This window comes from Methylomagnum sp. (assembly GCF_054333355.1).
Map to the genome: position 1 here is coordinate 1 of NZ_JBTEKS010000324.1, position 5,027 is coordinate 5,027.

Genomic DNA, 5,027 nt, shown 5'->3' on the forward strand with positions numbered 1-5,027 from the left:
AGTTCCGCGACCACCGCCAAGTCGTGGGTGATGAACAGATAGCTCAGGCCACGGGTTTCCCGCAGTTCCCGCAGCAGCGCCAGAATTTGCGCCTGCACCGACACATCCAGGGCGCTGGTCGGCTCGTCGCAGACGATGAGCTTCGGCTCCACCGCCAGGGCGCGGGCGATGCAAATGCGCTGGCGCTGCCCGCCGGAGAATTCGTGCGGATAGCGCAACCGCGCTTCCGGCGGCAAGCCCACCGAGCGCAGCAAATCCTCCGCCCGCTCCCGCCGCTCCGCCGCCGTCATGCCTAAACGCTGGGCACGCAACCCCTCCTCGATCACGTCGCCGACGATCATGCGCGGATTCATCGACGAGTACGGGTCTTGAAACACGATTTGCATCTCGGCGTAGCGCTGCCGCCTCGCCTCGCCGGTCAGCCCGGTGATGTCCGCCCCGTCGAACCGCACCCGCCCGCCGGACGAGTCGATAAGATTCAGGATGCCCTTGCCCAAGGTCGTCTTGCCGCAGCCGGACTCGCCCACCAAGGCCAAAGTCTCGCCCCGCCCCAAGGAAAACGACACGCCATCCACCGCCCGCACAAAATCCACCGTGCGCTGGAAGATGCCCTTCTTAATCGGGTAATGAACCCTGAAATCAGAAACCTCCAACAACGCGGCTTTAGTCCCCTCTCCCCCTGGGAGAGGGTCGGGGTGAGGGGGATCAATCAGGCTTTTCTTCCTTACCAAGGAGTTGGCAAAAAATAACTTCCCGGAATCGGTAGGTCGGACTTCAGTCCGACCTGTCGGGCTAAAGCCCGACCTACAGCGAGGCGCGATGAATTCGGGAAATTGTTTGCGGCCATGTCCTAAACACGCGTCCAGCCTCGGCATCGCCCCCAACAACGCCCGGCTATAGGGATGCGCCGGCCCCTCGAAGAATTCCCGCCCGCTCTGCTCGACGATCTTCCCCGCCCGCATCACCGCCACCCGGTCGCACAGTTCCGCGACGATGCCGAAGTCGTGGGTGATGAGCCATAGCGCCATGCCGGTGTCCCGTTGCAGGCGCCTGAGCAATTCCAGGATTTGCGCCTGCAAGGTCACGTCCAGCGCCGTGGTCGGCTCGTCGGCGATGAGCAAATCCGGCTCGCCCGCCAGAGCGATGGCGATCATCGCCCGCTGCCGCATCCCGCCGGAAAGCTGGTGCGGATATTCGCCGAAGTGCCGGGCCGGTTCGGGCAGCCCCACCTGATCCAGCAATTCCAGCGCCCGCCGGTGCAAAGCCGCGCCCCTCAATCCACGTTGTAAGGCCAGCACCTCGCCGATTTGCCGACCGATGGTCATCACCGGATTGAGCGAACTCATCGGGTCTTGGAACACGATACCGATGCGCCGTCCCCGGATGGCGCCCATGGCGTATTCCGGCAGCCGGAACAGATCGGTCCCGCCCAAGCGCACCTCGCCGCCGCCGATGCGGGCGTTGTGGGGCAGCAAGCGCAACACCGACAGCGCCGTCACCGACTTGCCGGAACCGGATTCGCCGACCAGGGCGAAGCTCTCGCCTTTGTCGATGTGGAAGGAAATGTCGTCCACCGCTGGAACGTAGTCGGTGCCCTGCTTGAAGGCAACGTGCAGGTTGGTGACGGTGAGCAGCCGCTCCGCCGGAGAACGGGCCGGGGTATTACTCATGGTTAACCTTCACAATTCGCCTCATTCACCGAGTAGATTTCGCTCTTCGTCTCACCGGCTTGGTTTTTGGCAAACTGGCTTCCTCAGTTTTGCTAGAAGGTTCGATAAGCTGATTCAGCTTTTTAATTTCAGGCTCGGTCAAATAACGATACCGGCCCAGCGGCACATCCAGCGAGATATTCATAATACGAATCCGCTTCAAGGCGGTCACTTCGTAACCTAAGAATTCACACATCCGGCGAATCTGCCGGTTCAATCCTTGGGTCAGGATGATTTTAAAGGTGTGCTTTCCGGTTTGCGTGATTTTGCATTTTTCGGTGATGGTATTCAACACCGGAATGCCGTTGCCCATGCGCTCAATAAATCTATCGGCAATGGGTTTATCGACCGTGACGACATATTCCTTCTCGTGATTATTCCCGGCCCGTAGGATTTTATTTACGATGTCGCCATCATTGGTCAGGAATATCAAGCCCTCGCTGGCTTTATCCAGTCGCCCGATGGGGAAAATCCGTTTGGGGTGATTGATGTAGTCGATAATATTATTCTTGGCTGCCAGGTTGGTGGTGCATTCGATGCCCACCGGCTTATTGAAGGCGAGATAGATGAATTTTTCGCGCTTTTCTTTTATCAGCTTGCCATCCACTCGCACCATGTCGTCGGGGCCGACTTTGGTGCCCATTTCCGGCACTTTGCCATTAATGGTGACTCGTCGTTCTTCGATGAGCTTGTCCGCCTCGCGGCGCGAGCAATAGCCGGTTTCGCTGATGAATTTGTTGAGGCGTTTTGGGGTTTGGTCCATGGAGTTAGTTTTCGCCAGGATTACAGATAATTGGAACTAGCCGTTGTTCGATTTCACTCAGATAGTGGGTGAGTCCGGTATGCTTGCCTTTTGTCCGAAGAATTTCCAGCGGGGTTGCTTTCCAGCATTGTTCTTCGCGTGAATATTCGCCACCCGTGAGCGTTTCTAGAACCACTTTGGGATTTCTGCTTCGATCTGACGTGGAGCGTAGCCGGTGCGCGTCTTCGCATGGACAAAAACCTAATTCCCGGCTTGTTTCTTCCAAGCGTCGTTGTTCCGCTTGGTCAGACGGGATAAATCCATTCAAAACCCAGGCTTCCCGCATTCGGTCGGCGGTGCCGATAATAATTTGAAACTCTGTCTGTTCGCCAATATATGGCTTACGTGCCTCTGTGATTCCTTCTAAACGTTCGGGTTGACTATCCAAATCACGGATAAATAGAACCGCCTCAATCAAGCGACCCTCTTTGCGGCGAAGAGCTTTAACGACGTTGATAATCTTCGCCGTCGTGTGAAAATCGGCCTTTTTTGGGGTTTTATCGTGACCGAGAGGCCTCGGAAAGCGAAACCCCTTCTTCTCAAAATACTCGACAATAAGACGAATATCCTTCCAACAGGAATGCTGCGTTTCTGGTTTTAATCCACTCCATCGGAATGTATATTCAAACAGGCTGGAATCCAGCCAATCGACCTTTTCTGTTAAAACTCGCTCGGCTAATACTGTGGCGGTGCGGGCATCCGCGCTGCTTTCGACGATAACCAGAAACTCAAGCATCTTGTTCCCCAGTCACAACCCAATCTTCGCCTTCGGCGCTCCAGAATTCCCCGGTGGTGAGGGTTTGTATGGCCCATTCGGCATCGGGATGTTCGTCCAAGCGTTTGCAGTGAGTAAAGCCCGCATGATTGTTATTCAATACATGAACTTGGGAGGGTTTGAGTTCGTCTACGATATAAGGCGAGTGGGTGGAAAAGATGATTTGTAAATTGGGGTTGGTTTGGATGATTTCTTTGAATACCGCCACTAATTCTCGTTGAGCTTTGGGGTGGAGTCCTTGTTCGATATCGTCCAGTAATACTAGATTTGGCGGCTTAGGATTGGCTAAAAAGGCCAGAAGCCCCAAAGCCAGTAAGGTTCCTTCGCTAATAGCATGAGCAGGAATACGCTCGCCCGTATTCATATCTAAAACAATTTCTTGTCCAGTGACATCCTGGCTCTCATTATAAGAAAGCGACTTTCCATCCACTTCAATTAAGCGCTGACGATTGACTTGAACCTTGGCACGTCTTATCCCCACCATCCGAACTCCCGGAACGATTCGTTTCAACCATTCCTGCAAGTATTGAAACGAGTTTGGAACTTCGTTGCGGAAATAATCCAATGTAGGTGCCAAACCCGAACCGTCATATTCAACGCTCGGGATGATTTCTTCACTGTAAGCCGCCTTGGCAAGATTGGCGACCATTAGCTTTATATTAATAGTGCTTATCAACGCTTGGGGTACAGGATATTCGGCCAAGTTACCAAACATTTCTGACCATTTGTTTGCTTGTCCTTCGCTGTGATCGGTTTTCCAGATTAAAGCGGGTGACTGCCATGCAGTGTCGGTTAACCGTTCAAACCCGTAGCCTGCTCTCCAGGTCGCCAAATCCTCCCCACATCCCCAGAATCCGCTTGCCATAACAGATAAATCTCGCTGTCCAGCAGTTACAAGGCTATCAGGAGAGAAAGGATGCCTAAAAACTATTTCCGGTGGAGAATTAACCAACCGACTTAAAGCATATAGAGCCTGCAAAACGGAAGTCTTCCCCGAGCTATTCTGCCCCACTAGCGCGTGCAACCGGGAATTATCCAAATTAATTTTGGTATTCCGGTGGCTTTTAAAATTGTGCAATTCGATAATTTCGATCATTTATCGCGTCCTCAGTTTGAAGTAACCGCCATTGTAGTGGCGATATCCCGCAAAAGCGGGAATAGTTGTAAATATCAGGATCAACGCTTACTCGCCCCGCCTCGGATCAAACGCATCCCTGACCGCATCCGCAAACAAATTCGCTGGCAACACCAGCGCGAACATAAACACAAACGCCGCCACCAGCGACCACCACACCACCGGATCGCGAGCCATTTCCAGGCGGGCCGAGTTAATCATATTGCCCCAGGATTCCATGGTCGGGTCCACCCCAATATTGATATACGACAGCGCCGCCTCGGCCAGCACCAGCGAGCTGAAATCCAGCGCCACCGAAATCAGCACCAGATGGAACAGGTTCGGCAGGATATGCCGCAGCAGAATCACCCCCTGCCGCACCCCCAGCGCCCGCGCCGCCTGCACATATTCCAACTCCCGCAGCTTCAAAGTTTCCGCCCGCAGCAGCCGACACAGGCCGGTCCACGAGGTCAGCCCCAAAATCAGGCACAGCGCCAGCAACCGGAAATCCGCCCGCAATGCGAGGCTGGCGAATTCGTCCTCGTGGCGGGCCATGTAGCCCTGCATCACCAGCATGGCGGCGGCGATGAGCAGCACGCCGGGCACGGAGTTGAGCGTGGTGTAGAG

The 5,027-nt window shown here is 54.7% G+C and carries 5 protein-coding genes; all 5 read right to left on the bottom strand.

Annotated features, from left to right (window positions below; translation table 11 throughout):
- The coding region (locus ACXWUF_RS18290) for an ABC transporter ATP-binding protein (protein ID WP_458496042.1) at nt 1-1,670 on the bottom strand (1,670 nt) is incomplete at its 3' end.
- A 25-nt stretch (nt 1,671-1,695) separates the two neighbouring features.
- Entirely contained in the window at nt 1,696-2,472 is a 777-nt protein-coding gene (gene rluF, locus ACXWUF_RS18295; RefSeq protein ID WP_458496043.1) for a 23S rRNA pseudouridine(2604) synthase RluF, read from the bottom strand.
- 4 nt (nt 2,473-2,476) lie between these two features.
- Nucleotides 2,477-3,247, bottom strand: coding sequence for a hypothetical protein (locus tag ACXWUF_RS18300; RefSeq protein ID WP_458496044.1), 771 nt, complete (start codon nt 3,245-3,247; stop codon nt 2,477-2,479).
- A complete protein-coding gene (locus ACXWUF_RS18305) occupies nt 3,240-4,382 on the bottom strand; it encodes an AAA family ATPase (protein WP_458496045.1) in 1,143 nt (380 codons plus the stop codon). Before ACXWUF_RS18305 ends, ACXWUF_RS18300 begins: the two co-directional genes overlap by 8 nt.
- Nucleotides 4,383-4,469: 87 nt before the next feature.
- Nucleotides 4,470-5,027: ABC transporter permease (locus ACXWUF_RS18310; protein WP_458496046.1), on the bottom strand; the 558-nt coding region annotated here is incomplete at its 5' end.

Coding starts and splice junctions, on each gene's coding strand:
- ACXWUF_RS18305 (WP_458496045.1), bottom strand. CDS start 4,382: ATGATCGAAATTATCGAATTGCACAATTTTAAAAGCCACCGGAATACC.
- ACXWUF_RS18300 (WP_458496044.1), bottom strand. CDS start 3,247: ATGCTTGAGTTTCTGGTTATCGTCGAAAGCAGCGCGGATGCCCGCACC.
- rluF (WP_458496043.1), bottom strand. CDS start 2,472: ATGGACCAAACCCCAAAACGCCTCAACAAATTCATCAGCGAAACCGGC.